Origin of the sequence: Arthrobacter sp. S39 (genome assembly GCF_004320525.1) — a bacterium.
Lineage (GTDB): Bacteria > Actinomycetota > Actinomycetes > Actinomycetales > Micrococcaceae > Arthrobacter.
Map to the genome: position 1 here is coordinate 567,936 of NZ_SIHX01000001.1, position 25,333 is coordinate 593,268.

A 25,333-nucleotide genomic window follows, 5' to 3' on the forward strand; every position below is an offset into this window, starting at 1 on the left:
TACTTAGGGTCATGATCCGATTCGAAAATGTCACCAAGGTCTACGACCAGCAGGCACGGCCGGCGCTGGACGACGTCAACCTTGAGATAGACCGCGGCGAATTCGCCTTCCTTGTAGGCGCTTCCGGGTCCGGAAAGTCGACCTTCCTGCGGCTTGTGCTCAAAGAGGACCGGGCCTCCTCCGGTGCTGTGTACGTGGCAGGCCAGAACGTCGCCAAAATCTCCAGTTGGCGCGTGCCCCGGCTTCGGCGCGGCATCGGGGTTGTCTTCCAGGACTTCCGGCTCCTGCCGCAGAAAAACGTCTTCGCCAATGTCGCTTTCGCCATGCAGGTCATCGGCAAGAGCCGCAGCGTCATCCGCGACACGGTGCCCGAGGTACTCAAGACGGTTGGTCTCGAAGGCAAAGAAAACCGGCTCCCACACGAGCTTTCCGGCGGTGAGCAGCAGCGCGTGGCCATCGCCCGGGCGGTGGTCAACCGGCCCGGCATTCTCCTCGCCGACGAACCGACGGGAAACCTGGACCCCACCACCTCAATGGGCATCATGGGCGTGCTGGACAAGATCAACCAGAATGGCACCACAGTGGTGATGGCCACCCACGACGACGACATTGTCAACGAAATGCGCAAGCGCGTGGTTGAGCTGAAGAATGGTGTGGTCATCCGCGACGAAGCGAAGGCCCTGTACACCTCCATGATTCCAATTGTCGGGCAGTCGCGGCGGCTCAAGGACGCCAGCGGCCGGGAAGAGATACCGCCTGCCAGCCCTGAAGGCCGCGGCGATGGCGCAGGGGAGGACCAGCGATGAGGCTCGCTTTTATCCTCGGTGAGATTGGCAGTGGACTCCGCCGGAACGTCTCGATGGTCGTGTCGGTCATCCTGGTGACCTTTGTGTCCCTGACCTTTGTTGGCGCCGCGGGCATGCTTCAGCTGCAAATCAACCAGATGAAGGGCTTCTGGTACGACAAAGTCCAGGTGGCGATCTTCCTGTGCAGTGACGGTTCGACGGCGACCGGGTGCGCCACCGGCCCGGTCACCCCGGAGCAGCAGGACAACCTGCAAAGCCTCCTGGAGTCACCTGCAGTTTCGCAGTACATCAACGACTTCCAGTTCGAGTCCAAAGACGAGGCCTACAAGCACTTCAAGGACCAGTTCTCGAATTCCCCGATTGTTGACTCGGTCACGCCTGACCAGCTCCCGGCCTCCTTCCGGATCAACATGAAGGACCCCGAGAAGTACCAGATCATCAGCGAGACGTTTTCATCGCAGCCCGGCGTCGAGACCGTGATTGACCAGCGCCAGCTGCTGGAACGGCTCTTCTCTGCCATGAATGCCGCTTCCCTCGTGGCTGTCAGCGTTGCCGGCGTCATGATTGTCTGCGCAATCCTCCTGATTGCCACCACTATCCGGCTCTCCGCTTTCAGCCGCCGCCGCGAAACGGGCATCATGCGCCTCGTGGGCGCCTCGAAAACAGTGATCCAGCTGCCGTTCATCCTTGAAGGCGTCATTGCCGCTGTCATCGGTGCAGCGCTGGCGTCCGGCACCTTATGGGCGGTGGCGCACTTCTTCCTCGGTGAATACCTGTCCAAGCAGTACCCGGACACAGCCTTCATCTCGCCAGGGCAGACACTCATCCTTGCGCCTGCCCTGCTAATCCTTGGCGGATCTTTGGCAGGAATTTCGTCTCTCTTGACCTTGCGCAGATATTTGAGGGTCTAGGCTGTGCAAACCGAACAAGGAAAGCTTATGACTGGTCTCGATCGAACTTCCCGCCTGCCCCGCAAGAGCCGCACCCGCCAGGCGCGCCGTACAGGCATCATCAGCGGTGTCCTGGCGCTGGTCCTTGCAGCGAGCCTTGGCGCCTCAACGCCGGTGGCCTTCGCCGATGAACTGGAAGACAAGCAGGCAGCCCTCGAAGCCGAGGCCGCCCGGGTCCAGCAATCCCTCGAATTTGTTGACTCGCGGATCGCCAAAGCCGCAGGCGACCTGGTAATTTACCAGGGTCAGCTTCCCGGCGCCCAGCAGGCACTGCTCGAAGCCCAGGGCAGGGTTGCAACTGCGGTCAAGGAGGTCGAGGCACTCTCGGCGCGCGTGGACCTTGCGCAGCAGAACAAGGCCAAGATCACGCAGCAGCTAGAGACGGACAAGCAAAAGATCGCCGACACGAAGAAGCTCATCGGCCAGATTGCCACCCAGGCGTACAAGTCCGGCGGCGTCCCCTCCAACCTCACGCTCTTTTTCGGATCCAACGCGGGCGGCAGCCTCACCGACACGATGGACCTCGCCGACCAGGCGATGCGGAGCCAGAACGCGGCCATGGACAAGCTGTCCCAGCAGAGCGCCACGAACGTCAACTCGCAGGCACGGCTCGCTGCCGTTGAAGCGGAGATCCAGGACCTGAAGGCCAAGGCCGACGCCGCCCTCGAACGTGAAAAAGCTGCCCGCGACGAAGCGGAGGCCAAAAAGGCACAGGTTGACCAGCTGATCGCGGACACCATCCGCCTCGACGCCGAACTCCAGGCGGCAAAGCCGGGAATCCAGAGCCAGCTGGCAGCCGTTGAGGCCAGCCAGAATGCTGTCGCCAACGAAATCGCCGAAAGGGACCGCAGGCTGCGGGAAGCCTGGGAAGCAGAACAGCGGCGTCTCGCTGAGGCGGCAGCCGCTGCAGCAGCCGCGGCGGGACGGGCTGTGCAGCCGTACGCTCCGGTGACCGGGTCGCCGTCGGCGTTTGGCCTGCGCCATCCCTTCTCGGGTGACGTGCCCATCACTTCCGGGTTCGGCTGGCGTGCCACTCCTCCGGGAACCATCGACTTCTACGGCACCGGCGGTTACCTGCACACCGGCATCGACTTCGGAGCAGCCTGCGGAACCCCTGTTTACGCAGCCGCTGCCGGAGAAGTCTTTTCCTCCGGCTGGAACTCGGCCGACGGCGGCGGGTGGCGGGTCAAGCTGTCGCACGGCGTTGTGGAAGGCAACTCGCTGACCACGATCTACTACCACAACAGCAGCATCGTCGTCTCGAATGGCCAGCGCGTTTCCCAGGGCCAGCTCATTGCCTACTCGGGCAACACCGGCAATTCCACGGGGTGCCATGCACACTTCGAGACGTGGCTCAACGGCGGGGCCGTTGATCCGATGCGGCTGCTGTAACACCGCTCCGCGCCTGCCGTACACTGGTATGACTTCGCGCCGGACCGGCCGGAGCCACTGACGATCCAAGAACCGAGGAGTTCCACCGTGCCCAAAGAAAGTGGCCGTAAAGTGGTGGCCACCAACCGCAAGGCCCGGCATGACTACCACGTGCTGGATACGTATGAGGCGGGCATTGCCCTGATGGGCACAGAGGTCAAGTCGCTCCGGGAGGGCCACGCATCCATGGTTGATGGCTTCTGCACCTTCTACAACGACGAGTTGTGGATGGAGGGCATCCACATCCCGGAGTACAACCAGGGATCCTGGACCAACCACGCAGCCCGCCGGCGCCGGAAGCTGCTGCTGCACCGGGAAGAGCTCATCAAAATTTCCCACAAGGTCAGGGAATCCGGCTTCACCATCGTGCCGCTGCAGCTGTACTTTGTTGACGGCCGGGCGAAGGTGGAGATCGGCGTCGCCCGCGGCAAGCGGGAGTACGACAAGCGCCAGACCCTGCGTGAGCAGCAGGACACGCGCGAGGCCCTGCGCGAGGTCCGGGAACGCAACCGCAGGTAGGAATCATTTCCGCCTGCCATGCGTTATGATTGGTAGTCCGGCGGGCATTGGGACGCAAAACCTGACCTGCCGGGTTGGTAACAAAATACGGGGATGATCGGTTTCGACGATGTTAGTCGCGACAGGTGAAGCGGGCCGAGGATGCAGAATTATCTCGTAAACGCTGTCTGCAAAACAATAAGTGCCAAATCAAACCGCACTGACTTCGCTCTCGCTGCCTAAGCAGTAAGACAGTCCGTCAGCCCGAGGTTGCTATTGCCCCGGATGCTGGCGTCATTTAGATAGCCACTGCTGTTTGCCTCCGTCATCGGGGTAAACGGGACTCTTAGATGACTGGGCCCGGATCAGCCAGCTGTTTGCAGCATGGCCGGGGCCGAGAAAATCCGACGCAAACTGCGCCCGGAGAAGCCCTGACAACACGACATCGGACGGGGGTTCAATTCCCCCCATCTCCACATTTCGAATGGGTCGAGACGTCCTCTGTGGATGAAGCGATTCACGGGAAAGCACCCCGGTCCTCGGACCGGGGTGCTTTTCTTTGTCTGGGTTGTGGGTGCCCGGAGAAAGTTAGGCAGTCTCTCCATCCCTGGGGCCGTCGTCATCGAGTAAGTCCAGTAAGTACTTGCCGTAGCCACTCTTGGCGAGAGGCTGCGCCCTTTCGCGGAGTTGATCATCATCCAGAAACCCCAGGCGCCACGCGATTTCCTCCGGGCATCCGATGGAGCGTCCTTGTCGTTTCTGTACGGTTCGGACAAAATCTGAAGCGTCGTTGAGGTCGTTAAAGGTTCCCGTATCCAGCCAGGCTGTTCCACGGGGGAGTATGTTCACCTGCAACTTTCCGCGTTCCAGATATACCCTGTTGACATCAGTGATCTCGAGTTCGCCTCGGGGAGACGGCTTAAGTTCCCGTGCAATGTCGATCACACTATTGTCATAAAAGTAAAGACCTGGAACTGCGTAGTTGCTCTTCGGTTTTGCCGGCTTTTCTTCGAGGGAAATTGCCTTTCCACCGGCATCGAATTCCACGACGCCGTAAGCGGACGGGTCGGCCACACGGTACCCGAAGATGGCTCCGCCCTCGATCTGACTGAACCGGCGCAATTGAGTTCCAAGCCCTTGGCCATGGAAAATGTTGTCGCCCAGTACCAGTGCAACTGGGCCGGTGCCGATATGTTCCGCGCCCAGGACAAAGGCCTGGGCCAGTCCGTCCGGTGACGGCTGCTGTGTGTAGGTGATGTTGATGCCGAACTGATTGCCGTCACCGAGGAGACGCTTGAACTGCTCTGCGTCATGAGGTGTGGTGATGACGAGGATATCCCTGATCCCGGCAAGCATAAGGGTGGACAACGGGTAGTAGATCATCGGCTTGTCGTAAACCGGGACCAGCTGCTTGCTGATCCCCGACGTAATCGGATGAAGTCGTGAACCGGTCCCGCCGGCCAGGATAATTCCGCGCATATGAACATCCTGACTTACAAGCAATTCAATGTCGCTATGGAACGATGAACGTTATGCAGAAATTACTGGTAACCGGGGGTGCCGGCTTCATTGGCTCGAATTTTGTCCGCTACGTCTTGGATTACACGAACAACCATGTAACGGTGCTGGACAAGCTGACTTATGCGGGCAATCTGGCGTCCCTTGAGGGTCTGCCCGAAGGTCGGTTCGCCTTTGTCATGGCCGACATTGCCGACGCGATGGTTGTGGACAGGCTCGTCGCGGAATGCGATGTGGTGGTTCATTACGCGGCTGAGTCACACAATGACAACTCCCTGCATGACCCGCGCCCTTTCCTGGACACGAACATCGTCGGCACGTACACGCTGATCGAGGCTGCCCGGAAGCACAGCAAGCGGTTCCACCACATCTCCACCGACGAGGTTTACGGGGACCTGGAACTTGATGATCCGGCTCGGTTCACGGAGCAAACCCCGTACAACCCGTCCAGCCCGTACTCCTCCACGAAGGCCGGCTCCGACCTTCTGGTCCGTGCCTGGGTCCGGTCGTTTGGCCTGCAGGCCACCATCAGCAACTGCTCGAACAACTACGGCCCGTACCAGCACGTGGAGAAGTTCATCCCGCGCCAGATCACCAACGTGATCGACGGGATCCGTCCCAAGCTGTACGGCAAGGGTGAGAACGTGCGGGACTGGATCCACGCCAACGACCATTCCTCGGCTGTGCTGACCATCATCGAAAAGGGCATCATCGGTGAGACCTACCTGATCGGTGCCGACGGCGAAAGGAACAATAGGGACGTCGTCGAGCTCATCCTGGAGCACATGGGCCAGCCCCGCGAGGCCTACGACCACGTGGTGGACCGGCCCGGTCATGACCTGCGCTACGCTATTGACTCTACCAAGCTCCGCGACGAGCTCGGCTGGGAACCGCAGTTCTCCAACTTCAACGCCGGTATCGAGGACACCATCGCCTGGTACCGGGACCACGAAAACTGGTGGCGGCCGCAGAAAGCCCAGACTGAAGCCAAGTACACGGAACAGGGCCAATAGACGATGTCCATCGAGTTCGCGAAGAAGCTGACTGCGCACGAGACCCCGATCCCCGGCGTCGTCCTCTATCACCTTCCGGTCCACGGCGACAACCGTGGCTGGTTCAAGGAAAACTGGCAGCGGGAGAAAATGGTGGCCCTGGGGCTGCCCGATTTCAAGCCGGTCCAGAACAACGTCTCCTATAACGAGAAAGCCGGCACCACCCGCGGGATCCATGCGGAACCGTGGGACAAATTCATCTCCGTGGCCACGGGCAGGATATTCGGCGCCTGGGTGGACCTGCGCGAAGGGCCCTCGTTCGGGGCCGTGTTCACAACGGAACTTGACGCCAGCCAGGCCATTTTTATCCCCAGAGGAGTGGGCAATGCCTTCCAGACGCTGGAAGACGACACCTCCTACACCTACCTGGTCAACGACCACTGGTCCGCCGATGCGCAGGATCAGTACACCTTCCTGAACCTTGCAGACGAGACCGTTGCCATCCAGTGGCCCGTCCCGCTCCACCAGGCAGAGCTCTCGGACAAAGACAAAGCCCACCCCAGGCTGGGCGGCGTTGTCCCCATGGCGCCCAAGAGGACGCTCGTGCTTGGCGCTGATGGGCAGGTGGGGAGAGCACTGCGCCGACTTTTCGACGGCGATGCCTCAGTTGAGTTCGCCGCCCGCGGCGACTTCGACATCACCAGCGCACAGGCCTATACCCAGAAGAACTGGAAGAATTACTCAACGGTGATCAATGCCGCCGCCTACACCGCCGTGGACCAGGCCGAGACAACCGAAGGGCGTGCCGCTGCCTGGCAGATCAATGCTGTGGCAGTGGCTCACCTGGCCCGAACCGCCGTCGAATACGACCTGACGCTGGTTCATGTGTCGTCCGACTACGTCTTTGACGGAACGCGGGACATCCATGGCGAAGACGAGCTGCCGACCCCCCTGGGTGCATATGGCCAGAGCAAAGCCGCCGGAGACAGCGTGGTGAGCGTGGTGCCCAAGCACTACATCGTGAGGACCAGTTGGGTGATTGGCGATGGAAAAAACTTCGTCCGGACCATGGCGTCGTTGGCGGCCCGTGGCGTCAAACCCTCCGTCGTCAACGACCAGACGGGCCGCCTCAGTTTTACCGAGGACATAGCCGAAGGCCTCAAGCATCTCCTCGATGTTTCGGCACCGTACGGCGCGTACAACCTTACCAACGAAGGTGAACCCCAGACATGGGCGGACATTGCGGCCGACGTCTACAGTCTGACCGGGGCCCGGCGTGAAGACGTCACCGGAGTAACCACTGAAGAGTACTTCAAGGACCTGGCCGCCGCGCCGCGCCCACTCAAGAGCACCCTGGACCTCAACAAGATCAAGGCCACGGGCTTCCGTCCCCGGTCCTCAGCGGAGGCGCTCGAACATTACTTGAATCACCAGAGACGTTAGACCTTCCCGGTTTCCCTTGTTCACCCACGGCGTAGCCGGTCCGGGACTACCGGACGCCGTCGCGTGGTTGTCGCCAGTAAGCTCCGGTGCAGCACAAGGTCTGGAAGCCGGAGGCTGCCTTAACACCAGGAGGTGGGCCATGGACCAGGTGCTGAAGCCCGGTTCGCCGGCGTCCGACGACGGGCCGCTGGACTCGTACTCGCAGACGGTCATGCGCGTGGCTGAGACGGTCACACCGCATGTTGCCGCCATTGAAATGACGGGGAACCGCCGCAACGGCCGGTTCCGCGTGGGCGCAGGGTCGGCGGTGCTCTTCACATCGGACGGCTACCTCCTGACAAATTCCCATGTAGTAGCCGGCACCCACCAGGGCCACGCTGTCTTCGCGGACGGCAGCCGCACCGACCTCGAACTTGTAGGTGCGGATGCCTTGTCGGATCTCGCCGTTGTCCACGGCCGCGCGCCGAAAGTCCCGCCCGCCGAATTCGGCGACGCCGAGACTCTCCGTGTGGGACAGCTTGTTGTCGCCGTCGGGAATCCGCTGGGGCTGGCCGGGTCCGTGACAGCCGGCGTCGTCAGCGGCCTCGGCAGGGCTATCCCGGTATGGGCAGGCGGCAACCGGCGCGTGATCGAGGACGTCATCCAAACCGATGCGGCACTGAACGCCGGGAGTTCCGGCGGTGCGCTGGCGGACACCCACGGCCGGATCGTCGGCATCAACACGGCCGTTGCCGGGGCCGGGCTGGGACTTGCAGTGCCGATCAACACCACCACCCGGAGGATCATCGCCGCGCTGCTGGCTGACGGGCGGGTCCGCCGGGCCTACCTGGGCGTGGTCAGCACGCCCATCCGCCTGAACGCGAGTGCCGTGGTCCGGACAGGCCAGCGGGACGGGCTGCGCGTTGTGGAGGTCCTGGCCGGTTCACCCGCAGACCGCGCAGGCCTGCTGGCAGGGGACATCATCCTGACAGCAGGAAACCGCCCCGTCAGCAACGCCGAAAGCCTGCAGAAGCTGCTGTTTGCCGATGCTATCGGGCAGCCCTTGCGGATCGACGTGCTGAGGGACGGCAAGGAAACGGAACTCGTGGCCGTACCTGAAGAGATGGCTGCTGGCGGGTAAACCCCGCTACCGGCGCTTCTTCAGGTGCGCGACAGGATCCTGCGGGCCGTCAATCGGGCTCTTGGCCTTCTTTTCGGCGCGTTTCTCCTTGATGGTTTTCACCGGCTTCTTGGACAGATTGTGGTGGGGTGTTTTGTCCGGCATAGCGTGCTCCCTTTACTCAGCGGGACGGCATGCGTCCCACCTCGTAAATTACGCCTGATTCGCCCTTAAAGAAATGCCGGACTCAGTCGGGGACCGGGACGTCCGCGATGCCCACAAAACGCGTCCCCACGCCGTCGAACTCGCTGCGGACAAAACCCGGGCGAGGGGGCGGCAGCTCACCCGGGGCATGGTGGCCGCAGCTGACATAGGTAAAGTCGGGCCACCATTTCTTCGGCCGCGCCGCTTCCTCATAGCCGCAGATTGCGCACTCCAGGTGGACCCACACCGGGCGCTTTCCAGTCCGGTTTGCCCGGGACTGGACGAGCCACGCCGGCGGGTTGTCCAGGATCTCACCCAACTCGGCCTCCGTCAGCCTCTTGGGGATGCCGTGGCGTTGCGCCATTTCCATGGGTACATCAAGGGCAATTGCCGCGTCACGTCTGCTAATCATCACAGTCAACGATACGGGACTGCACCCATGGCGGCCGCCGCAGCTCAGGACACGACGGCGATGCCCGCTGCGGCCGCGGCGAATCCCACCAGCAGGTTGGCTGCAACATTCAGGGCTGCCGCGCCAAACCGTGACTCACTCAGCAGCCTGATGGTGGCGGTGGTCCACGAACTGAAGGTGGTCAGGCCGCCGGCAAGGCCGGTCGCGACGGCGGTGTGCAGTTCTTCCGGCAGCCCGAGGCGCCCGGAAATCCCTACGGACAGCCCGATGACCAGGCAGCCGGCAACGTTGACCACCAGCGTGGCCCACGGCCAGTGCCGCGGCGCATGCCCGGCCGCCGCCCTGGCGCGCCGGCCCGGGAGGGCGTCCGGCCTTCGGGCGAACCAGCTGTCCACGGCGAAACGCAGCAAGGCACCGGCCACGCCGAAGACGCCAACCAGGACCGCGGCGCTCACGCGTCGGCCCCTGAGCGGTCGGCCACCATCTTGCCGAGCCGCCAGCCGGCGGCGGCTGCGCCCAGCCCCAGCAGCAGCGACAGTCCGAGATAGGCGATCCAGACCGGGTGGTTGGCCCGCCATAGCTGGTCCACCGAGAACACTACAGCGGAAAACGTGGTGAAGGAACCCAGGAGTCCCGGGCCCAGGCCCGCCCGGAGCCAGAAGACGGTGCGTGGCCTGGCGATCCAGAACGTGGTCAGGGTTGCGAGGATGAAGCTGCCGGAGACGTTGATGCACAGTGTGGTCCAGGGCAGCGATCCCACGTGGTCAGGGAACGCCAGGCCAAGGCCGTACCGCAGTTCCGATCCGAGGAGTCCGCCGGCGGCCACGGCCAGCCAGGCACGCCAACCGGGTGCCCCGGAGGTGGCCACTCAGCCGTTTCCGAGGACGCAGCCGGCGTGCGGGGTGTCGCTGTCGACCCACAGGGCGGAGGTGACCTCATCGGCGAGGTCATATTCGCGGGTCCTGCCTTCGGAGCTGATCCGCACCACCAGGGCACCGCCGAAGGGCTTGCGGCCAACCACCTCGACTTCGGAGTCGAGGTCGATTTCCTCCGCCGACAGGTACCGGAGCAAGTCAGGGTTCTCGTCGCTGATCCTGGTGATCCGGCCGGTGTGCCCCTGGTCCAGTTCATTCATCAGGTGGGCGTGCGGCATCCGGACTGTGCCGTCGGCGCCGGGAATGGGATCGCCGTGCGGGTCCCGGAGCGGATTGCCCAGTTTTGCCGCCATCCGCTCGATGAAGGTGTCCGAGACAGCGTGTTCCAGCTGTTCGGCCTCATCATGGACCTCGTCCCAGCTGTAGCCGAGCTGCTGCACCAGGTAGGTTTCGATCAGCCGGTGCCGCCTGACCATGGACAGCGCCAGCCGCACACCGTCGCCGGTGAGGGTAATGGCGCTGTACGGCTTGTGGTCCACCAGGCCCTGGTCCTTGAGCTTGCGGACCATCTCGGACACGGAGGAGTTGGCCACACCCAGCCGCTGGGCCAGCTGTGAGGACGTGATGGGTTTGTCCTGCCACTCCGTGAAGGAGTAGATGACCTTGACGTAGTCCTCGATGGAGGAGGAGGGCGCGCTGGTCTTCACGACACCAAGCCTACCCGGTGGGCGGACGGGGTCATGCCTTGACAGCCCGCCATGTCAGGGTCAGATAGGGGAGTCCCAAACGCGCGCCGGGCGCATGCCCCAGATGGTCGTGGAGGTACCAGTCCAGGTTCGCACGGACTTTGGCGCGCGTGGCCTCACCGGAGCGCAGGTAGTAGCTCCGCGACTTCGCGAGCTCCATGATTTCCTCGGTGGTGAGCGCGTCCTCCCAGTGGGTCACATGGCTTTCCAGCCCTTCGAACTCCGGCCCCACGGGCGGCCGGAAGTGCGGCCGGTAGACGTCCCCTGCGTGCATGATGCGGGAAAGCCGGTGGACCCACGGAACGGAAGTATCCAGCTGGTTCCAGATCAGCCCCAGCGTGCCGCCGGTGCGGAGGACCCGCGAAAGTTCCGTACTTGCAGCGATCGGATCGCACCAGTGCCAGGCCTGCGCCACGCTCACGACGTCGAAGGCAGAGTCGCCGAGTCCGGTCGCCTCGGCCGTCCCTTCGGTCGCCGGAACACCAGGAAGCAGGACCCGCAACTGGTCGAGCATGTCCGTGGAAGGGTCGACCGCGGCCACGGCGAGGCCGCGGTCAAGCAGCAGGGCTGTGAACTTGCCGGTGCCGGCGCCCACATCGAGGGCGTCGCGCGCCCCGGCAGGAATCAGCCAGTCGGCCGATTCGGCAGGGTATCCGGGACGGACGCGTTCGTAGTGTTCGCCGCCGTCCTGGAAGCTCTGTCCGAGCTCCTGACGGCGCCCGTGGTCAAGTTTGGGGCCACCCCGTGCCACGTGCGGTCTCCTTCGCCAGATGCCCTTGGGTATCCTTCGAATTTACCGCATGGACAGGGCCACCCGCGTCAGTCGTCGGTGCAGGGAGCCGCGCCGGCCGTGCCGGGCGTATTAGGTGCCCAGTCCGGGTAGGTGCGGGTGTCGTTGGCCGGAACCCAGCGGCCGGAATCCACCACATAGTCCCAGCCCAGGCCGGTCCGGCGGAGTTCCTCGATGCCGGCCAGGAGCCGCTGGGCGTCCTCGAGCCGTGACCCCAGGCCGAAGCTCGCCCGCAGGGAGCCGGACGGAAGTCCCAGGCGCTTGAGCAGCGGGTGGGCGCAGAAACGGCCGTCCCGGAGGCCAACTCCATGTTCAGCTGACAGGTAGGCGGCCACCAAACCGGCGTCGTAGCCCTCGACAGAGAAGTTCACGACGCCGATGGTGTCCGTGTCCGGGTCCGTGTCCTGGAAAATCTGGTGCACGGTGACGCCGTCGATTTTGTGGAGTCCCTCCACCAGGAAGGAACGGATGGCTGATTCGTGGGCGTGCCAGCGGTCCGGGTCCAGTGCGGCGATCACCTGGGTGGCGCGGGCCAGCGTGGCGGCGCCCAGGACGTTAGGGGAACCGCCCTCGTGCCGGGCAGGACCGGTGGCCCAGCTGACGCCGTCGAGCCTGGCCTCACGGACCGCGCCGCCGCCGGCAAGGTGCGGGGTGCCGGCGTCGAGCCAGTCCGGCCGGCCCACGAGGACGCCTGCGCCGAACGGCGCGTAGAGCTTGTGCCCGGAGAAGGCGAGGTAGTCGACGTCGTCGGCGCTGATGTTGATGCGGCGGTGGGGCGCGAGCTGCGCCGCGTCCACGACGATCCGGGCGCCGTGTTCGTGCGCCAGGGCCGCGAGTGCCCGGATGGGCAGGATTTCGCCGGTGACGTTGGAGGCACCAGTGACGGCGAGCAGGCTGACCCCGCCCTGTTCGAGCTCGGCACGGAGGGCCTCAACGGTGCCGGCCAGGGTGTCGGCGGCAACGACGCTGCGGTGCGGGACGCCCTGCCACGGAAGGAGGTTGGCGTGGTGCTCGATGTCGAGGTACAGGACGTCGCCGGCCGGCCGGCCGTCCACCGTCGGGAGGCAGCCTGCCAGGAGGTTCAGCGAATCTGTGGTGTTCCTGGTGAAGATGACGGAGTCACCGGCCCGTCCGCCCACAAAGTCACGCACGATGTTCCGGGCGTTCTCGTAGACCGACGTGCTGATCTGGGATGCGTAGCCTGCGCCGCGGTGGACACTGGCGTAGAACGGCAGGATTTCGTTGAGGTACGCGGAAACCACCGAGAGGGCCGGGGCGGAGGCACCGTAGTCAAGGTTGGCGTAGCGGACGTGTCCGCCCTGGATCAGCGGTGCCTGGATTTCGGCGCCGGTGACGGCGGAGAGCGGCCTGCCGGCCACGGCAAGCCGTTCGCTGAAAAGGGCGGCGGTGTCGTGCCCGGCTGCGGACTGCAGGCGGACGGCGGTGTTGGGGGAGACGGTGGCTGTTGTCACAGAGACCTCACTTCAGAGGGACTCCCTGTCCCGGGAATCCGCGCTTGCCGGGTCCGTTCCGGACCGGCCTGGTCGTCACCCGGGGCACCCCACCGCGAATGGAGGGTTGCCGGCCAGCAAACCGGGGTTTCGCGCTGGCACTCGTGACCTGTTAAGAGCGTAGAACATGGGCGGGGCGGGCAGGAAGCCGGTCCGAATGTTAAGGCTTTTGTTACGCCGGGCACGAAATTGCCGTGTTTGTCCGAAGATACGACGGCGGACGCCCCCGTCCGGAGGCGTCCGCCGCTGATAATTCGGTAAAGGTGGCCGCTAGAGCAGGTCGTCAAGCCCGGGGTTGAGCCGCTTGAGAACTTCCGAGTGCAGGATGGAGTTGGTGGCCAGGGCGTTGCCGCCGAATGGTCCGTCCTCTCCTTCGAGGGATGTGAACCGGCCGCCTGCCTCCACCACAATCGGCACCAGCGCCGCCATGTCATAGAGATTGAGCTCCGGTTCGCACGCGATGTCCACGGAGCCTTCGGCCACCATGCAGTAGGACCAGAAGTCGCCGTAGGCGCGGGTGCGCCAGACGTCTTCGGTCAGGCCAAGGAAGTCATCAAGGTTCCCGCGGTCCTTCCAGCCGCTCAGGCTGGAATAGGACAGGGATGCGTCCGAGAGCTTCGAGACGTCGGATACCTTCAGCCGGGTGGCAGCGGCCAGTGACCGGCCCATGTACGCGCCGGCGCCCTTGGCAGCCCACCAGCGCTTGCCCAGTGCAGGGGCGCTGACAACGCCGACGACGGGCTCGCCTTCGTCAACCAGGGCAATCAGGGTCGCCCAGACCGGGACGCCCCGGACAAAGTTCTTGGTGCCGTCGATGGGGTCGATGATCCAGCGGCGGGAGCCGTGGCCTGAACTGCCGAATTCCTCGCCCAGGACGGCGTCACGGGGGCGGGAACGGGACAGCTGGCCGCGGATGGCTTCCTCGGCGGCCTTGTCCGCATCGGTGACCGGGGTCAGGTCCGGCTTGGTCTCGATGTGGAGGTCCAGGGCCTTGAAGCGGCTCATGGTCTGGTCGTCCACGGAATCGGCCAGCACGTGGGCCAGGCGCAGGTCATCGTTGTAGCTCGAAGCGGGTTGGATCATGGTTCCAAACTACCGTCAAAGCGCCGCGTGGTTGGGGACCCCGGCTATCAGAACGGTCCGGAAAGCGCCCGGTGCCGCTCCAGCCGGGCGGGACAGGGTCAGTTGACGCTGCCCAGTTCCTTGGTTTCCTGCCCCGCCATCCGGGGATCCGTGCCCAGCAGGCGCCGCAGGGATCCGAGCCTGGCAGGTCCTGTGGGCCCGGCCTGGCCGTCGGCGACCCACGGGTCGAGGCCGCAGTTGACTGCGCCTGTGGTGTGTTTGCAGCCACGCTCGCAGGCATCTGTGCCCGGTTCCAGGTCGGGGAAGGACCGGAGGATGCGGTCCGGGTCCACATGGGCCAGGCCGAAGGAACGGATGCCGGGGGTGTCGATGATCCAGCTTCCGGCGGGGGCGCCGGTCAGTTTCAGGGCAAGGGCCGACGACGACGTGTGGCGGCCGCGGCCCGTCACCGCGTTCACCCCACCGGTGGCCCGTTCGGCACCGGTGAGCGCGTTGACCATGGTGGATTTGCCTACCCCGGAATGACCAAGCATTACCGAGACTTTGCCCTCAAGGTATGCGCGGAGCTGGGACACGGCAGCACTGTCCAGTCGAGCCGAGAGGCCGTCATCGGAGCGGGCATCGATACCGGAGGCCTCGGAGTCCGACGTGCGGCTGATGATGACCGGGAAGTCCAGGTGCTCGTAGTTGGACAACAGCTCGGCGGGGTCTTTGACATCCGCCTTGGTGACCAGCAGCAGCGGCTCGATGCCGGCGTCGTATGCGGCCACCAGCGCGCGGTCGATGAAGCCGGTGCGGGGCTCGGGATTGGCGGCAGCCACCACCACCACCAGTTGGTCGGCGTTGGCCACAACGGCCCGTTCGATCGGGTCGGTGTCGTCAGCGCTGCGGCGCAGCAGGGTCCTGCGGTCCTGGATCCGGACCAGTCGGGCCAGGGTGTCCGGTTCGCCGGAGACGTCGCCCACCAGCGAGACGAAGTCGCCGGCGACGACGGGGTTCCGGCGGAGTTCCCGCGCCCTGGCGGCGATGATGATCCGCTCTTCACCGGAATCCTCGCCGACAACCGCCGTGTACCGGCCGCGGTCCACGGTGATGATCCGCCCGGTCACTGCGTCGTCGTGGCTGGGGCGGTCCTTCGTGCGGGGGCGGGAGCCCTTCTTGCTCGGACGGATCCTGACGTCGGATTCGTCCCACGAATCAGTGCTGCGTGCCACTACTCGGCACCGGCCGGCACCGTGGTGCCGGTTTCCTGGCCCTGCGCGATCATGTCTGCCCACAGCTGCGGAAAGTCGGGCATGGTCTTGGCCGTGGTGGCGATGTCTTCCACCTCAATGCCTTCCACTGCCAGGCCCAGGATGGCGCCCGCGGTGGCCATCCGGTGGTCCGCGTAGCTGTGCACGACGCCGGCATGCAGCTTGGCCGGGCGGATCACCAGACCGTCGCTGGTTTCCTCGGCGTCTCCGCCGAGCCTGTTGATCTCGGTGACCAGGGCGGCGAGCCGGTCCGTCTCGTGGCCGCGAAGATGGGCGATGCCGGTGAGCCGGGAAGGGCCGCTGGCGAGGGCGCAGAGGGCCGCGACGGTAGGGGCGAGTTCGCTGGTTTCAGCGAAGTCTGCACCTTTGATCTCCGCCCCACCGGTGACCGTGAGGACGCCGTCGGCCAGGCTGACTGTGGCGCCCATGTCGGCCAGAATGCTGCGCCAGAGGTCGCCCACCTGGGTGGTGTGGGTGGGCCAGTCGGGGATCCGGACTGTGCCGCCGGACGCCAGCGCTGCAGCTAGGAACGGTCCCGCGTTGGAGAGGTCCTGTTCAATGCGCTGGTCGAACGCCCGGATGGTTCCCGGCGCCACAATCCAATGGTTGGGGACGGAATCGTCCACCGAGACGCCCACTCCGCGGAGGACGGCCACCGTCATGTTGATGTGGTCCAGGCTTGGCACCGGCTTGCCCACATGCTCCAGGTGCAGCCCCTCGGTGAACCGCGCGCCCACCAGCAGCAGCGCCGAGACGAACTGCGACGAAGCACTGGCATCGATCACCAGGTGGCCGCCCCGGACTTCGCCGGTCCCGGCAACCTCAAACGGCAGGGAAGCCGGCGTGCCGCCGTCCTCCGCGGCTACATCCACGCCAAGCGCCTTCAGCGCCTCGATGATCGTCCCCATCGGACGCTTCCTGGCGTGCAGGTCGCCGTCGAACGTGCTGACGCCGTTCCGCAGCGCAGCCAGCGGCGGAACAAAGCGCATCACCGTACCTGCGAGGCCACAGTCAATCGAAGTCCGCGACGGCGGCGCGTCCTGGCTGAGCGGAATGACCTCAAGGTCCGGGCCGAAGGCGCCGTCCCCGGGGACTTCCGTGATGGTGGCGCCCAGTTGCCGCAGGGCCTCGATCATCAGGGCGGAGTCCCTCGAATGGAGCGGAGCGCGGAGCCTGGACGGGCCGTCAGCCAGCGCTGCCAGTACCAGGAACCGGTTGGTCAGGGACTTGGAGCCGGGCACGGTGACGGTGGCGTTGATGGGCGTGGTGGCGAACGGGGCGGGCCAGTTCGGGACTGCTTCGACGGCGTCGGGCTGCGAAACGGCGGTGGTGGATCCGGTCATGCGTCCTTATGCCCCCGTTGCCTGGTCCACTGCACGGCGCACGGCCTTGTCAGCTTTGTGGAGCTTTTTGCCGGTGGTCTTCCGGGCGTCCGCCGCCAGGTGTGAAGCACCCTTCCTGGCGTCGGCGGCGAGGTGTTCCGCGCGCCAGGCCAGGCCGGGCTTGCCGGCCGTATCCACCGAGGCCAGGAGGGCCCCGCCGCTCAGGGAGAGGTTTTTCAGGAGCTGGTTGCGCCGTGCCAGGCGGGCGTCTTTGGTGCTGATGTCCGCGCTGCGCCATTCCACAAAAGTATTAAGGGCCGAGATGACAGTGAGCAGCGTTGCCGAGAGGCGCGCGAACTTTCCGAGGCCGAACAGCACGCCGGCGCCCACCTGCACTCCGCCGATGACCCGCGCCAGTGTCTTCTCCTCGGTACGGAAAGGCAGTGAGGCTGTGGCTTTGCGCAGGAGCGGCGACAGTTGCTGGGCAGTGTCGTCGGCGTTCCTGAGCTTGTCCAGTCCGGCGAGTACGAAGCTGGATGCCAGCATGGGCCGGGCGAGAGTACGGACAAAGGACATGGATTTCCTCCTGGGTGGACGAACCGCGTCGAATGCGGCGGAGTCGGTTCTAGTCTTGCACTTTTGGGGAATATTTGCCTGCCGCCAGGGGTTATGGATTGCGGGTCCGGCGATGCTGGACAAATGCGGCGCACGGCGCGCCCCCTCGGCGGCGGCAGGTCCGGATGCGCTGAACAGGACAGGGAACGGAGTTGGCTTTTGGGGTTGGTGAAGGACGGTATGGATGTGGCAGGACCCGTGGCGATGGACGCGTTGGAATCCGGTGCCCCGGAGTATGGGTCCGTGCGTGCGCAAGGCCTGACAGTAGACTTGAGGGCAATGAGCACCCTGGATCCGGCCCTCGAGGCCATGTATGAGGCCTCCGGAAGCGAAGCCAAGACCACCAACGTGCAATCGGACGCGGTGGAGCCAGGCGCGCCGCAGGCTGAGCAGGCGGTGGACGTTGCCACGGAAAGCACCGAAGAACGCCGGATCCGCTTCGAGCGCGATGCGATGCAGTATGTGGACCAGCTGTACTCGGCGGCCATGCGGATGGCGCGGAACCCGGCTGATGCCGAGGACCTCGTCCAGGAGGCCTACACCAAGGCTTTTTCTGCGTTCCACCAGTACAAGCCCGGCACCAACCTCAAAGCGTGGCTGTACCGCATCCTGACCAACACCTACATCAACCTGTACCGCAAGCGGCAGCGCGAGCCGCTGCAGTCGAATTCGGACACCATCGAGGACTGGCAGCTGGCCAGGGCGGAGTCCCACACGTCCAGCGGGCTGAGGTCAGCCGAAGCCGAGGCTTTGGACCATCTGCCGGACACTGACGTTAAGAGGGCGCTGCAGGCCATTCCCGAAGAGTTCAGGCTGGCGGTGTATTTCGCCGACGTGGAGGGCTTCGCGTACAAGGAAATTTCAGACATCATGAATACGCCCATCGGCACCGTGATGTCCCGGCTCCACCGCGGCCGGAAAATGTTGCGGGACATGCTGGCGGAGTATGCCGCCGAGCGGGGATTCAAAACCGCCGTTGATCCTCAGGACGCGGCCGGAAGCACACAACAGGAGAACAGGAAATGAGCGACTGCCAGGGATTGGGCGACTGCGACGACGCCCGGATGCAACGCATCTACGAATATCTTGATGGAGCACTGACCCGTGAGGACATCACGGACATCAAGCACCACCTGGATGACTGCCCGGAGTGTACCCAGCAGTACGACCTTGAATGTGTCATCCGTAACATGGTCAAGCGCTCCTGCACGGAGGCCGCTCCTGAGAACCTGAAAAACGCCATCCTGGACCGGATCCACTCAATCCGCCCGGTCGAGGCCTGAGGGCCGACAACAGGCAACACGCCGTAAGAGACGAAGAACCCCGGAAGCCATGTGACTTCCGGGGTTCTTCGTTTGAACCGTCATACCAAAGCTTTTGCTTAGGCGTTGGGGCGCTTGCCGTGGTTCGCGCCGCCACGCTTACGGTCACGACGTTTACGTGCACGCTTGCTCATAGCTGGCCTCCTTAATGTTGGTACTCAAAAGAGCTGCCCTCAAGTCTCCCACATGAAGGCACAGGCCGCGAACCGGAACCGCCTGTGAAGCAGCGGCTCAGCCGGGGAGGGAATTCCGGATCGAAATGCGGGCCTGGTCCAGCACGGTCCTGACCGTTTCGAGCGCCACCGGGCTGAGCGGCTGCCTGCCTGCCTGGAGGCGCAGCTCGACGCGGAGGTCGTCACGGAACGCCTGGAGCAGCATCTCGGCCTCCTTGAGCGTCCGGTGTCCCTCGGGGGACTGCCGGGCGCCTGCTGTGCTGAACTCGCCGTTGCGGACCGATGCCCTCGCTGCCTCGGCCGTTGCGGCGAGGTCTGCCCTGAGGCCGCGCATGTTGGTCCGGATATCGTCGCGAAGGTTGTCCGCCAACCGCCGGACGGAGGCGGAGATGTCATTTTCGACGCCGGCGAGCTCATCCCGGCGGGTGTTCAGTTCAGCGAGGCCGGCCGGGGTGATGTGGTAGTTGGTGCGGCGGCCAGCGGATTCCGTGGCCACAAGCCCTTCCTCTTCCAGCTTTCCCAGCCGCGGGTAGATGGTCCCGGCGCTGGGGGAGTAGGTGCCGCCGAACCGCTCGTTCAGCGCCTTAATGAGCTCATAACCGTGCTTCGGCCCGGACTCGAGGAGGGCCAGGAGGTAGAGGCGGAGGGCGCCGTGGGCGAAGACAGGGGGCATCAGTGCCCTGTTTCCGGGGTCCCGGCCGGCTGGCTGTGGAAGATCGACGTCTTGCCGGAGACTGAGTTGGTCCGGACGATCATCAGCTTGCCGTCGGGGCCGGCGATCGTTTCCACTTTGCCGCCGGGCTGGGAGTACTGCTGGTTGTCGATGATCAGGGTCCCGCTGGCCGACTTGGCCACGATGTCCACGCCGACGTCGTGCGGCAGCCGGATGGTCAGGTCGCCGGAAACGGAGTTGGCGCCGAAGTCGCGGGTGAAGCCCAGGAGGTCGAAGCTCATCTCGCCACTGACGGTGTTCGCCCGGACGTTGGTGAACCTGCCCGAAGCAGTGACTTCGCCGGAGACGCTCTTGGCGGTCAGGACGCCGTCGTGGTTGCGTGCGATCACTTCGCCGCTGACGGTGTTGACGTGGAGGTCGCCCGCGGTTCCATCGGCCATGACCGAGCCGGATACGGTGTTGAGCCGGGTGTGCCCGCTGATCCCGGATACCAGGCCGTCACCGCTGACCGTCCCGGCTTCCACGTCAACGCCCTCGGGCAGGGCGATGCTGATGACGGCGGAATTGTGGCTGTTGTGGTTGACGGTCCCCATGAGGTTCTTGAACCATCCCTGCGGCCCGTGCAGCTGATGGCGGACCTCCAGCCGGCCGTCCACGATGCTGATGGCGACGGGGTCGCCCTGGACCTCGGAAACCTCAACCCTGGCAACGGCGTCGGAGTGGGTCACGATGTCGAACCGTCCGCGGACCATTCCCAGCTTCAGCGACGTGACGCCGTCAACGTCGATAACCCGGGGGTCGGTGACCGTCCAGCTGGTCTCTGCCATGGATCCTCCAAGATCGCGATATATCGTGATTGATACCTCACGGTATAACGGCGCGCCGGGATGGTCAAGATATATCGCGAATGACGGGAGCGGGGATTATTCGGGGGCGTCCATCCCCAGCCACTGGAACCAGCCCCGGTGAAGGACCAGCCAGGCCATGAGGCCGTAGCCGGACTGGCCGGGTGTACCGCCGTTCGCCGCAAGGTCCTGGCGCCACTGCTCGTGGTTCAGCAATGGTGAAAACGTGTCAACGTAAAGGTGCTTCCGCCTGGTGGTGACGTCGGCGAAGGCGGTGTTGAGCTCGCCCAGCCTGCGGTTCTGGGTGGGATCCAGGGTTGGCGGCGGGCCGACCACAAACACTTCGATCCTGTTCTGGGACGCTGAATCCAGGATGTTGGCCAGGTTCAGGCGGCTGCGTGCGGTGGAGAGGCCGAACTCAATATCGCGGCCGGACAGCCCGATGACCAGCCGGTTCTCGTGGTGGTCGCTGAAGCGGCGGCCGGCTTCTTCCAGCCAGCGGGCGGCAAGGCCTTCGGTTCCTTCCTGCGGGCAGGGGAGGGCATAACTTTCCAACGCCATGCCGTCCTGCGGAGTGCGGGCCAGGACGCGGCCCAGCCAGCCGAGGGCCCTGGGGTCGCCCAGCCCGGCCAGCAGTTCATCTCCAACAGCTGCGATGCGCAGCTTCCTGTCTTCCACAAGTTCCTCTTTACTTCCGTACTGAATGGCGTCCCGTGCCGGTGGCAATGCCGGCAGCGCGGGACGGGCCGGGCACTCTGCCCGTTGGATACCCTCGCACCCCATTAAACAGAACTGCCCGGCCGGAGTCTGGTATTTCGACGTCCGGCCGGGCAGCCATGGTGGTCACTAACGGGCAAATGCCTGCTTCAGGAGGGTGTCCTGCTCGGCGGCGTGCCGCTTCATGGAACCGGCGGCAGTGGATGCCGACGCCGGACGGGACACCAGCCGGACCTTGCGGTCAAGCTCGCCCGGAAGGTTGAGGCCCATGAACGGCCACGGACCCTGGTTGGCGGGCTCGTCCTGTGCCCAGACAACCTCCGCGTTCGGGTACTTGGCCAGCTCTGCGGCGATTTCCGCCGCGGGCAGCGGGTAGAGCTGCTCCACGCGGACGATCGCCGTGGTCTTGTCCTCGGTCTTCTGCCGGGTGGACAGGAGGTCGTAGTACAGGCGGCCGGACACCAGCAGCACGCGTTCGACGGCGTCTGCCGCCAGCTGCTCGTGGTCCGCGATGACCGGGCGGAAGCTGCCGGTGGTGAAGTCCTCAACCGAGGATGCGGCTCCCTTAAGGCGGAGCAGCTGCTTCGGCGTGAAGATGATCAGCGGCTTGCGAGGACGGCTGTAGGCCTGGCGGCGCAGCAGGTGGAAGTGCGATGCAGCCGTCGTCGGGTTGGCCACGATCATGTTTTCCTCGGCACACATCTGCAGGAACCGCTCGATGCGGGCTGAAGAGTGGTCCGGCCCCTGGCCCTCGTAGCCGTGCGGCAGCATGAGCACCAGTGACGAACGCTGGCCCCACTTCTGCTCGGCGGAGGAGATGAACTCGTCGATGATGGTCTGTGCGCCGTTGACGAAGTCGCCGAACTGCGCTTCCCAGAGCACGAGTGCGTCCGGGCGCTCCACGGAGTAGCCGTATTCGAAGCCCATGGCCGCGTATTCGGACAGCAGGGAGTCGTAGATCCACAGCTTGGCCTGGCTGTCCGAGAGGTTGCCCAGGGGCAGCCACTCGTTGCCGTTGGAACGGTCGTGGAACACTGCGTGGCGCTGCACGAAGGTTCCGCGGCGCGAATCCTGGCCGGCGAGGCGGACGGGAACGCCTTCCATGATGAGCGAACCGAAGGCTGCGATCTCGCCGAAGCCCCAGTCGATGCCGCCTTCACGGGACATCTGTTCACGCTTCTCGAGGAGCTGCTTGAGCTTCGAGTGGACGGTGAAGCCCTCCGGAATTTCAAGGTGCGCCTGGCCGATCCGGGCCAGGGTCTCCGGGGAGATGGCCGTGGACGCCGGTGCGTTGGTGCCGAAATCGGACTGCTGGGCGATGGGACGCTCGATGTCCGACACGGCTGCGGAGTCCGCCGTGATGATCGGGATCGGGGAAGTCTGAGCGGCGTGGGTCTCGGCGAAGACCCGCTCCAGGCGCTCCTGGTAGTCGCGGAGCAGCTGCTCCGCTTCTTCCTCGGTGATGTCGCCACGGCCGATCAGGGACTCGGTGTACAGCTTGCGGACGGAGCGCTTGGCTTCGATCAGGTTGTACATCAGCGGCTGGGTCATCGAGGGGTCGTCGCCCTCGTTGTGGCCACGGCGGCGGTAGCACACCATGTCGATCACAACGTCCTTGTGGAAGCGCTGGCGGAACTCGTAGGCGAGCTGGCCGATGCGGACCACTGCCTCCGGGTCGTCACCGTTCACGTGGAACACAGGGGCCTGGATCATCTTGGCGACGTCCGTGGAGTACGTGGACGAGCGCGAGGACGACGGAGCCGTGGTGAAGCCGACCTGGTTGTTGACCACAACGTGGATGGTTCCACCGGTCCGGTAGCCACGCAGCTGGGACAGGTTCAGGGTTTCTGCAACCACGCCCTGGCCGGCGAAGGCGGCGTCACCGTGGACCATGATGGGCAGGACCGGGAAGGCCTCGCCCTGGTCCAGGCGGTCCTGCTTGGCGCGGACGATGCCTTCGAGAACGGAGTCCACGGCCTCGAGGTGCGAGGGGTTGGCGGCGAGGTAAACCTTGGTTTCCTTGCCGTTGTCCGAGGTGAAGGTGCCTTCGGTGCCGAGGTGGTACTTCACGTCGCCGGAGCCCTGCACGGAGCGGGGGTCCTGGGTGCCTTCGAATTCGCGGAAGACCTGGGCGTAGGTCTTCCCGGCAATGTTGGTCAGCACGTTCAGGCGGCCGCGGTGGGCCATGCCGATGGCGACCTCGTCCAGGCCGTCATCAGCGGCGTCGGAGATGATCGCGTCAAGCAGCGGAATCAGGGACTCGCCGCCTTCCAGCGAGAAGCGCTTCTGGCCCACGAACTTGGTCTGCAGGAAGGTCTCGAAGGCCTCCGCAGCGTTGAGCTTGGATACGATGCGCAGCTGCTCTTCGCGGCTCGGCTTCGAGTACGCGTGCTCCAGCTGGTCCTGGAACCACTTGCGTTCCTCAGGCTCCTGGATGTGCATGTACTCGATGCCTGTGGTGCGGCAGTAGGCATCGCGAAGGACACCGAGGATGTCGCGGAACTTGAGCATCGGTTTGCCGCCGAACCCGCCGGTGGGCCACTCGCGGTCCAGGTCCCACAGGGTGAGGCCATAGGTGAGGACGTCAAGGTCGGGGTGCTTGCGCTGGACGTACTCCAGCGGATCGGTGTCAGCCATCAGGTGGCCGCGCACGCGGTAGGAGTGGATCAGCTGCTGGATGCGTGCGACCTTGTTGATCTGGTCGGCGGGGTCAACCTGCAGGTCCGGGCTCCAGCGGACGGGCTCGTACGGGATGCGCAGGGCTTCGAAGATCTCGTCGTAGAAGTTCTGGGCACCGAGCAGCAGCTGGTGCACGAGCTTCAGGAACTCACCGCTGCCGGCTCCCTGGATGACGCGGTGGTCATACGTGGAGGTGAGTGTGAGGACCTTGCTGATCGCGTTGTGCGCGATGATCTTTTCGCTCGCACCCTGGAACTCGGCCGGGTAGTCCAGCGCGCCGACGCCGATGATGGCGGCCTGGCCCTTGGAGAGGCGGGGCACAGAGTGGACGGTGCCGATGCCGCCGGGGTTCGTCAGGGAGACGGTGGTGCCCTGGTGGTCGTCAGCGGTCAGCTTGCCGTTGCGGGCACGCTTGATGAGGTCCTCATACGTGTGCCAGAACTCGGAGAAGTTGAGGGTCTCCGCCTTCTTGATGTTGGGAACCATCAGCAGGCGGGTTCCGTCGGGCTTGGGCATGTCGATGGCGATCCCGAAGTTCACGTGGGCCGGCTGGACGGCGACGGGCTTGCCGTCCACCTCGTCGTAGTACACGTTCATGGACGGGAACTGGGACAGGGCCCGGATGACGGCGTAGCCGATCAGGTGCGTGAAGGAGACCTTGCCGCCGCGGGCACGCGCCAGGTTGGAGTTAATGACCACGCGGTTGTCGATCAGCAGCTTGGCCGGGATCGCACGGACGCTGGTGGCCGTGGGAACCTCGAGGCTGGTCACCATGTTCGTGGCGATGGCCTTGGCCGGGCCACGAAGGACGGAGATGACGTCTTCCTCAGGCGCGGTGGGTGCCTTGACGTTCTTGGGGAGCTGTGCGGGGATCGGCTGGGATCCGGTTCCAGGTTCGGTCTTCTTCGCGCCGTCGCGCGCCACCGTTGCCGGTGCCTTCTTCACGGGCGCCGGTGCCGGGGGAGCGGCGGGAGCAGGTGCCGCGGAGGCAGGTGCGGCCGGCTGCGCTGCCGGCGACGTTGCCGGAGCTGCGGTGGCCTGCGCCTGGGCTACGACGGGCATTTCGCGGGTTGCGGGATGGGCAACCGCGAGGGCCGAATTCCCGTTGGAGGAAGAACCGCTGCCCGAGTCGAAGGATTCGAACAGGGGCCACCACTTGGCATCCACCGCGTTTTTGTCCTGCTGATACTGCTCGTACAGTTCGTCAACGAGCCACTCGTTTCCGCCAAATTCCTCTGGTAGACGGTGGCTAGGCTGCTCTGGCACTTGAAATACGCCTCTTCCATGAGTTTGATTTCTCTCTGGCCGCCACGGTGCCTCAGCACAACATCCGAACCAGTCTCTGCGTCCTCTGAACCCAGACCTTTGCCAGTCTA

General features: G+C 64.7%; 25 protein-coding genes, 1 other RNA gene and 1 riboswitch. Of the genes, 10 read left to right on the plus strand and 16 right to left on the minus strand.

The genetic code is table 11. The features are described from left to right. Positions 1-11 precede the first annotated feature (11 nt). The 5 genes from ftsE to ssrA all read left to right on the plus strand — a co-directional run bounded on the left by ftsE (position 12) and on the right by ssrA (position 4,164). Entirely contained in the window at positions 12-806 is a 795-nt protein-coding gene (gene ftsE / locus EYS21_RS02680) for a cell division ATP-binding protein FtsE (RefSeq protein WP_131131593.1), read from the plus strand. Next, a complete protein-coding gene (gene ftsX / locus EYS21_RS02685) occupies positions 803-1,717 on the plus strand; it encodes a permease-like cell division protein FtsX (RefSeq protein ID WP_131131594.1) in 915 nt (304 codons plus the stop codon). The genes ftsE and ftsX overlap by 4 nt, the downstream gene beginning before the upstream one ends. Positions 1,718-1,744: 27 nt before the next feature. Continuing rightward, the gene (locus tag EYS21_RS02690; protein ID WP_131131596.1) at positions 1,745-3,148 is read left to right on the plus strand and encodes a M23 family metallopeptidase; all 1,404 of its coding nucleotides are present in this window, start codon (positions 1,745-1,747) and stop codon (positions 3,146-3,148) included. Positions 3,149-3,235: 87 nt separating this feature from the next. Continuing rightward, positions 3,236-3,706: an SsrA-binding protein SmpB gene (smpB, locus tag EYS21_RS02695; RefSeq protein WP_131131597.1), complete on the plus strand. Its 471-nt coding sequence runs from the start codon at positions 3,236-3,238 to the stop codon at positions 3,704-3,706. 89 nt (positions 3,707-3,795) lie between these two features. Further along, positions 3,796-4,164, plus strand: a transfer-messenger RNA (tmRNA) gene (ssrA, locus tag EYS21_RS02700). 109 nt (positions 4,165-4,273) lie between these two features. Here the strand turns inward: ssrA and rfbA are convergent. Continuing rightward, complete coding sequence (gene rfbA, locus EYS21_RS02705; protein WP_131131599.1) at positions 4,274-5,164, minus strand: glucose-1-phosphate thymidylyltransferase RfbA; 891 nt, start codon at positions 5,162-5,164, stop codon at positions 4,274-4,276. Positions 5,165-5,217: 53 nt separating this feature from the next. Here rfbA and rfbB point away from each other — a divergent pair, with 53 nt between their 5' ends. The 3 genes from rfbB to EYS21_RS02720 all read left to right on the plus strand — a co-directional run bounded on the left by rfbB (position 5,218) and on the right by EYS21_RS02720 (position 8,758). Further along, positions 5,218-6,216 (plus strand): dTDP-glucose 4,6-dehydratase, encoded by a 999-nt coding sequence (gene rfbB, locus EYS21_RS02710; RefSeq protein WP_131131601.1) that lies wholly within the window; start codon positions 5,218-5,220, stop codon positions 6,214-6,216. 3 nt (positions 6,217-6,219) lie between these two features. After that, complete coding sequence (locus tag EYS21_RS02715) at positions 6,220-7,638, plus strand: bifunctional dTDP-4-dehydrorhamnose 3,5-epimerase family protein/NAD(P)-dependent oxidoreductase (RefSeq protein WP_131131603.1); 1,419 nt, start codon at positions 6,220-6,222, stop codon at positions 7,636-7,638. A 139-nt stretch (positions 7,639-7,777) separates the two neighbouring features. Continuing rightward, a complete protein-coding gene (locus tag EYS21_RS02720; protein ID WP_131131604.1) occupies positions 7,778-8,758 on the plus strand; it encodes a trypsin-like peptidase domain-containing protein in 981 nt (326 codons plus the stop codon). Positions 8,759-8,764: 6 nt separating this feature from the next. On the opposite strand, the gene EYS21_RS23320 is transcribed toward EYS21_RS02720, so the two are convergent. From EYS21_RS23320 to EYS21_RS02770, 11 genes are all read right to left on the minus strand, one after another. Beyond that, a complete protein-coding gene (locus EYS21_RS23320; RefSeq protein WP_165478245.1) occupies positions 8,765-8,902 on the minus strand; it encodes a hypothetical protein in 138 nt (45 codons plus the stop codon). 82 nt (positions 8,903-8,984) lie between these two features. After that, complete coding sequence (locus tag EYS21_RS02725) at positions 8,985-9,353, minus strand: hypothetical protein (protein WP_131131606.1); 369 nt, start codon at positions 9,351-9,353, stop codon at positions 8,985-8,987. A 44-nt stretch (positions 9,354-9,397) separates the two neighbouring features. Then, positions 9,398-9,808: a CrcB family protein gene (locus EYS21_RS02730; RefSeq protein WP_131131607.1), complete on the minus strand. Its 411-nt coding sequence runs from the start codon at positions 9,806-9,808 to the stop codon at positions 9,398-9,400. After that, on the minus strand, positions 9,805-10,221 hold the full coding sequence (locus tag EYS21_RS02735; RefSeq protein ID WP_131131609.1) for a CrcB family protein: 417 nt from the start codon (positions 10,219-10,221) through the stop codon (positions 9,805-9,807). Before EYS21_RS02735 ends, EYS21_RS02730 begins: the two co-directional genes overlap by 4 nt. Continuing rightward, positions 10,222-10,935, minus strand: a complete 714-nt coding sequence (locus EYS21_RS02740; protein WP_131131612.1) for a metal-dependent transcriptional regulator — start codon at positions 10,933-10,935, stop codon at positions 10,222-10,224. Between the two features lie 31 nt (positions 10,936-10,966). Continuing rightward, complete coding sequence (locus tag EYS21_RS02745; protein WP_131131614.1) at positions 10,967-11,725, minus strand: class I SAM-dependent methyltransferase; 759 nt, start codon at positions 11,723-11,725, stop codon at positions 10,967-10,969. 68 nt (positions 11,726-11,793) lie between these two features. Then, entirely contained in the window at positions 11,794-13,143 is a 1,350-nt protein-coding gene (locus EYS21_RS02750) for an aminotransferase class V-fold PLP-dependent enzyme (RefSeq protein WP_242633276.1), read from the minus strand. Positions 13,144-13,271: 128 nt separating this feature from the next. Next, positions 13,272-13,385, minus strand: a riboswitch (SAM riboswitch). 160 nt (positions 13,386-13,545) lie between these two features. Further along, on the minus strand, positions 13,546-14,358 hold the full coding sequence (hisN, locus tag EYS21_RS02755) for a histidinol-phosphatase (protein WP_131131618.1): 813 nt from the start codon (positions 14,356-14,358) through the stop codon (positions 13,546-13,548). 98 nt (positions 14,359-14,456) lie between these two features. After that, positions 14,457-15,572: a ribosome small subunit-dependent GTPase A gene (rsgA, locus tag EYS21_RS02760; RefSeq protein WP_131131620.1), complete on the minus strand. Its 1,116-nt coding sequence runs from the start codon at positions 15,570-15,572 to the stop codon at positions 14,457-14,459. Next, positions 15,572-16,954 (minus strand): 3-phosphoshikimate 1-carboxyvinyltransferase, encoded by a 1,383-nt coding sequence (gene aroA, locus EYS21_RS02765; RefSeq protein ID WP_131131622.1) that lies wholly within the window; start codon positions 16,952-16,954, stop codon positions 15,572-15,574. The genes rsgA and aroA overlap by 1 nt, the downstream gene beginning before the upstream one ends. A gap of 6 nt (positions 16,955-16,960) precedes the next feature. Continuing rightward, complete coding sequence (locus EYS21_RS02770; protein WP_131131624.1) at positions 16,961-17,509, minus strand: DoxX family protein; 549 nt, start codon at positions 17,507-17,509, stop codon at positions 16,961-16,963. A gap of 237 nt (positions 17,510-17,746) precedes the next feature. Here EYS21_RS02770 and EYS21_RS02775 point away from each other — a divergent pair, with 237 nt between their 5' ends. Both EYS21_RS02775 and rsrA read left to right on the plus strand, forming a co-directional pair. Then, on the plus strand, positions 17,747-18,574 hold the full coding sequence (locus EYS21_RS02775; protein WP_278184711.1) for a sigma-70 family RNA polymerase sigma factor: 828 nt from the start codon (positions 17,747-17,749) through the stop codon (positions 18,572-18,574). Beyond that, positions 18,571-18,831, plus strand: coding sequence for a mycothiol system anti-sigma-R factor (gene rsrA, locus EYS21_RS02780; RefSeq protein WP_131131627.1), 261 nt, complete (start codon positions 18,571-18,573; stop codon positions 18,829-18,831). Before EYS21_RS02775 ends, rsrA begins: the two co-directional genes overlap by 4 nt. 270 nt (positions 18,832-19,101) lie before the next feature. Here the strand turns inward: rsrA and EYS21_RS02790 are convergent, their stop codons facing one another. From EYS21_RS02790 to EYS21_RS02805, 4 genes are all read right to left on the minus strand, one after another. Continuing rightward, positions 19,102-19,716, minus strand: coding sequence for a PadR family transcriptional regulator (locus EYS21_RS02790; RefSeq protein WP_131131628.1), 615 nt, complete (start codon positions 19,714-19,716; stop codon positions 19,102-19,104). Beyond that, on the minus strand, positions 19,716-20,543 hold the full coding sequence (locus EYS21_RS02795) for a DUF4097 family beta strand repeat-containing protein (RefSeq protein WP_131131629.1): 828 nt from the start codon (positions 20,541-20,543) through the stop codon (positions 19,716-19,718). The genes EYS21_RS02790 and EYS21_RS02795 overlap by 1 nt, the downstream gene beginning before the upstream one ends. A gap of 96 nt (positions 20,544-20,639) precedes the next feature. Beyond that, positions 20,640-21,239, minus strand: coding sequence for a GDSL-type esterase/lipase family protein (locus EYS21_RS02800; protein WP_131131630.1), 600 nt, complete (start codon positions 21,237-21,239; stop codon positions 20,640-20,642). A 168-nt stretch (positions 21,240-21,407) separates the two neighbouring features. Then, a complete protein-coding gene (locus EYS21_RS02805) occupies positions 21,408-25,223 on the minus strand; it encodes a multifunctional oxoglutarate decarboxylase/oxoglutarate dehydrogenase thiamine pyrophosphate-binding subunit/dihydrolipoyllysine-residue succinyltransferase subunit (protein WP_131131631.1) in 3,816 nt (1,271 codons plus the stop codon). Positions 25,224-25,333: the final 110 nt, after the last annotated feature.

Coding starts and splice junctions, on each gene's coding strand:
- ftsE (WP_131131593.1), top strand. CDS start 12: ATGATCCGATTCGAAAATGTCACCAAGGTCTACGACCAGCAGGCACGG.
- ftsX (WP_131131594.1), top strand. CDS start 803: ATGAGGCTCGCTTTTATCCTCGGTGAGATTGGCAGTGGACTCCGCCGG.
- EYS21_RS02690 (WP_131131596.1), top strand. CDS start 1,745: ATGACTGGTCTCGATCGAACTTCCCGCCTGCCCCGCAAGAGCCGCACC.
- rfbA (WP_131131599.1), bottom strand. CDS start 5,164: ATGCGCGGAATTATCCTGGCCGGCGGGACCGGTTCACGACTTCATCCG.
- rfbB (WP_131131601.1), top strand. CDS start 5,218: ATGCAGAAATTACTGGTAACCGGGGGTGCCGGCTTCATTGGCTCGAAT.
- EYS21_RS02715 (WP_131131603.1), top strand. CDS start 6,220: ATGTCCATCGAGTTCGCGAAGAAGCTGACTGCGCACGAGACCCCGATC.
- EYS21_RS02720 (WP_131131604.1), top strand. CDS start 7,778: ATGGACCAGGTGCTGAAGCCCGGTTCGCCGGCGTCCGACGACGGGCCG.
- EYS21_RS23320 (WP_165478245.1), bottom strand. CDS start 8,902: ATGCCGGACAAAACACCCCACCACAATCTGTCCAAGAAGCCGGTGAAA.
- EYS21_RS02725 (WP_131131606.1), bottom strand. CDS start 9,353: ATGATTAGCAGACGTGACGCGGCAATTGCCCTTGATGTACCCATGGAA.
- hisN (WP_131131618.1), bottom strand. CDS start 14,358: ATGATCCAACCCGCTTCGAGCTACAACGATGACCTGCGCCTGGCCCAC.
- aroA (WP_131131622.1), bottom strand. CDS start 16,954: ATGACCGGATCCACCACCGCCGTTTCGCAGCCCGACGCCGTCGAAGCA.
- EYS21_RS02770 (WP_131131624.1), bottom strand. CDS start 17,509: ATGTCCTTTGTCCGTACTCTCGCCCGGCCCATGCTGGCATCCAGCTTC.
- rsrA (WP_131131627.1), top strand. CDS start 18,571: ATGAGCGACTGCCAGGGATTGGGCGACTGCGACGACGCCCGGATGCAA.
- EYS21_RS02790 (WP_131131628.1), bottom strand. CDS start 19,716: ATGCCCCCTGTCTTCGCCCACGGCGCCCTCCGCCTCTACCTCCTGGCC.
- EYS21_RS02795 (WP_131131629.1), bottom strand. CDS start 20,543: ATGGCAGAGACCAGCTGGACGGTCACCGACCCCCGGGTTATCGACGTT.